At 66.9% G+C, this 3551-nt stretch carries 3 protein-coding genes; all 3 read right to left on the reverse strand.

Translation table 11 applies throughout. The features are described 5' to 3' along the window. Window positions 1–9: 9 nt before the first annotated feature. Entirely contained in the window at window positions 10–2661 is a 2652-nt protein-coding gene (locus VGH85_11190; protein HEY2174365.1) for a DNRLRE domain-containing protein, read from the reverse strand. A 120-nt stretch (window positions 2662–2781) separates the two neighbouring features. Further along, the gene (locus tag VGH85_11195; GenBank protein ID HEY2174366.1) at window positions 2782–3180 is read right to left on the reverse strand and encodes a hypothetical protein; all 399 of its coding nucleotides are present in this window, start codon (window positions 3178–3180) and stop codon (window positions 2782–2784) included. A gap of 44 nt (window positions 3181–3224) precedes the next feature. Continuing rightward, on the reverse strand, window positions 3225–3551 hold a 327-nt coding region (locus VGH85_11200), incomplete at its 5' end, for a multicopper oxidase family protein (GenBank protein ID HEY2174367.1).

Genomic DNA, 3551 nt, shown 5'->3' on the forward strand with positions numbered 1-3551 from the left:
AACGGCGCGTCAAGCCGTCGCCACGACCAGCTGCGGCGCGAAGCCTGCCGTTCCCTCCTTGGACGCATAGAAGGCGCCATCGGGGGAGGTCGAGGTCGCGGCGATGCTCACGGCGCCGTCACGGGTCACAAGCGGCGTCACGTCGACCTCGTACCAGGTGCTCGAAGCGACTGTCCCAAGGGACCCAACCGTCGTCGCGACGATCGGCGGTTGCGTCGCCCACGTGAGCGTCGACTCGGTCCACAGCGGATCGGCACCATGGAACGCGCCGCCCAGCACTGACGGGTTGATGCAGTAGATGCGCAGCTTCGCCGACACCACCTTTGCGCTGCCGACGCCCGACACGACAAACCGCGTGAGCATGTTCGTGACGGGGCTGCCGTCCGTGCCGACCTGCGTGAACGTGCCGAAGTTCTGACTCGGCGCGTCCTGCACCGCGTAGGTGTCGTCGGTCGGGGTGAACGTCAGGAGCTTCGACGCTGCCGGCGTCGTCACTGTGAATGCGTTCGAGGGAGTGGAGGTCTTGCCGCCAACGTCCACCGCCACCAGCGTGTACTGGTACTGCGTATTCGATTGCACGGTCGTGTCGGAGAAGCTCGTTGTGGTCGATGTGCCGATCTGGCTTCCGTTGCGGAACACTCGGTAGCTCGCCACGCCGTTGTCGTCTGTCGAAGCGGTCCAGGACAAGTCGACGCGGCTCGCCATCGCCGTGCCGGTGAGGTTCGTAGGCACGGTCGGGGGCGCCGTATCCACTGGACCGAGCGTCAGGACGAGCTGCGGCGCCATTCCCGCCGCTCCTTCCTTGGAGTCGTAGTAAGCACCGTCCGTCGACGTCGAGGTCGCGCCGAAGCCGACGGCGCCGTCGCCGGTCACGAGCGACGTGACGTCGACCTCATACCAATTGCCGGCTGCGACGGATCCGAGCGAGGCGACCGTTGTGCTTCCGAGGCTCGGCTCCTGGGCCGCCGTCATCGTGGATTCGCTCCAGTTCGTGGCGGCCGAGTGGAAATCGCCCCCCTTGGGTGACGGATCGACGCAGTGCAGGCGCAACTTCGCCGACAGCACGGCACGGCCGCCGGTTCCACTGACGTTGAAGCGCACGAGCATGTGGCGGACCGGGCTGTCGTCGGTCACGATCCGAGCGGAGCTGCCGAACGGAGTGGTCGCGCCCTGCTCGGCGTAGCTGTCGTCGGTCGGCGTGAACGTGAGCGAGTTGCCGCCCGGAGCCGCCGATGTCGTCCCGGTTGAGGTGTTCGACTGGGCCGACACGTTGCCGGCGGCATCTCTGGCGATCACGTAGTACTGGTAGCTGGTGCTTGGCGTGAGCCCGGTGTCGGAGTAAGCGGTTGTCGTGCTCGTGCCGACCTTCGCCGCGCCGCGGTAGATGTCGTAGCCGGCGACGCCGACGTTGTCGCTGCTCGCGGTCCACGTGAGATCGACCTGCGTCGATGACGACGGCTTGGCGGTCAGCCCGGTCGGGGTGCTCGGGGGTGACGTGTCCGGCGCGGCCGGCGTGGTCACGTTCGCCGTGTTCGAAACCGGCGAGAGGTTGCCGGCGGCGTCGTAGGCCTTGACGGTGTAGCCGTAGGAAGTGCCTGCCTGGACACTCGTGTCCGAATAGGTCGTGCCCGACGCAGTGCCTACCTCGCTCCCGCCCCGGAAGACCTTGTAGCCAGTGACCGCGACGTTGTCGCTGCTCGCGGTCCAACTCAGATCGACGCGAGTGGATGACGGCGGCGCTGCGGTCAGATTCGTCGGCGCGGACGGCGCGGTGGTGTCGCCGGATGCGGGTCCGTGGCAGCTGTCGGTGCCCGAGTCGGTGAAGCTCGAGCCCGCAATCGGAACGAAGTTCCAGTCGTACGAGGTCGGGTGCAGCGTGATGTCGAGCACGCCGAAGGTATTGCCGTTGCGAACCTCGCTGATCGGCTCGATCGTGCCGAACCCGTAGACGTTGCGGCCACCGGTGCCGGCGATGATCTCGCGCACGCCGTGCGCACGGTCGACCGTCTCGTCAGACATCGCCGGTGCCATGCGCTCGTAGAAATGGGAGTGCCCGGCCAGGTAGAGCTCGACGCCTGCCGCCTGCATGTCCTTCCAGAGTTGATCCTGCTCAGGGGCGTCGAAATTTCGGGTGTCGCTGGTCCAGCGCGGGTGGTGCGCGTAGACAATCGTGCACGCCGTCGGATGCGCGGCGAGATCCGCCTTGAACCAGGTCTCCATCTGGGAGCCTGCTCCGCAGCCACCCGGGTCCTGGCCGCAGTTCGTGTTGAGCGCGACCAGATGCCAAGCGCCGACGTCGAAGCTGTACCAGCCCTTGCCGCGCTCGCCGCCGATCCCGCTGTTCTGCCCGACGCCGTCGTAGTAGTCCCAGTAGCCGGAGGCACCGGGGGTGCCGTACTCGTGGTTGCCGACTGCCGGGTGGGTGATCGACAGCACTCGACCCCAACTGGGCGCATAGAAGTTCTGGAAGTCCGACAACCCGCCCTGTTCGTACTGAACGTCGCCGAGCGCAAGGACTGCGGCTGGCTGGGCTTGGACGAGCAGGTCGGAGGTGGCCATCTGCTTGCAGGAGCCGCCCACGCTCGTAGCGCCGCATGCGATGTCCCCGGCGGCCGCGACGACGGGATCGGCCGCGCCAGCGGGGGCCGCGGTCACGATCATGATGGCGAGAGCGACCGTGAGAACGCAGACGGCAGCTAGCTTGCGCGTGTTGTCACCCCCACCGCCTAATTACGGTGAGACGGGGGACGAACATGTCGGCCCGCCGTTCGTTTATGCGACCTAGAAGTGCATTCCAGCTGCGATCTCGACCGCGATGATCGCGGCTACTACGAAGTCCACCGCCATGCAGAACGGCGGCCACCAGCGCGTGTTGGCGACGAACTGCTGCCGGTGCTGCCAGGCGTCCTTCAGCCCATGGCCGGCTAGACCAACGACGAGCAGCCACGGCGTCCCGGTCACGGCAACGGCGGCGATCAGGACGAACGTCATGGCGACGGTGCTCTCCACCGCGATGACCTTCGGCCGGCCGTCAGCGACTGCGAAGCCGACGTAGATCGCCGCGATTACGGCGAGCCCCAACGCGTAGACCGTCGAGTTCGGCAACCACCAGAAGGCCAGCGGCGTGGCCGCTTGGAGCACGCCGACGACGATGCCCCAGAACAGCACTCGCCGGTCCATGGGACGCGTCACAAGGGACGCGTCGGAAGTAGCCGCGAGCCCGCTCATGGCGTCACGTCGAAGGTGAACATCATGCCGCTCTCGTGGTGCTCGGCGATGTGGCAGTGCGCCATCCAGCGACCAGGGTTGGTGACCTGGAGCAGGATGTTCATCCGCTCGCCGGTGGTGATCAGCACGGTGTCCTTCCAGACGAGGTTGTCCTCCTCGACCCCGTCGCGGTCGAGCACCAGGAAGCGGCCGGCCCCGTGCACGTGGAACGGGTGGTGCATCGGGTGGTCGGAGTCCATCTCGTTGACCAGCTCGATCTTCACCCAGTCGCCGACCCGGAACTGCCAGTTGATGCCGTGGTTCGCATCGCCGGTCTGCCGGTC

It is taken from the genome of Mycobacteriales bacterium (assembly GCA_036497565.1).
Lineage (GTDB): Bacteria > Actinomycetota > Actinomycetes > Mycobacteriales > QHCD01 > DASXJE01.

Coding starts and splice junctions, on each gene's coding strand:
- VGH85_11190 (HEY2174365.1), bottom strand. CDS start 2,661: ATGATCGTGACCGCGGCCCCCGCTGGCGCGGCCGATCCCGTCGTCGCG.
- VGH85_11195 (HEY2174366.1), bottom strand. CDS start 3,180: ATGGACCGGCGAGTGCTGTTCTGGGGCATCGTCGTCGGCGTGCTCCAA.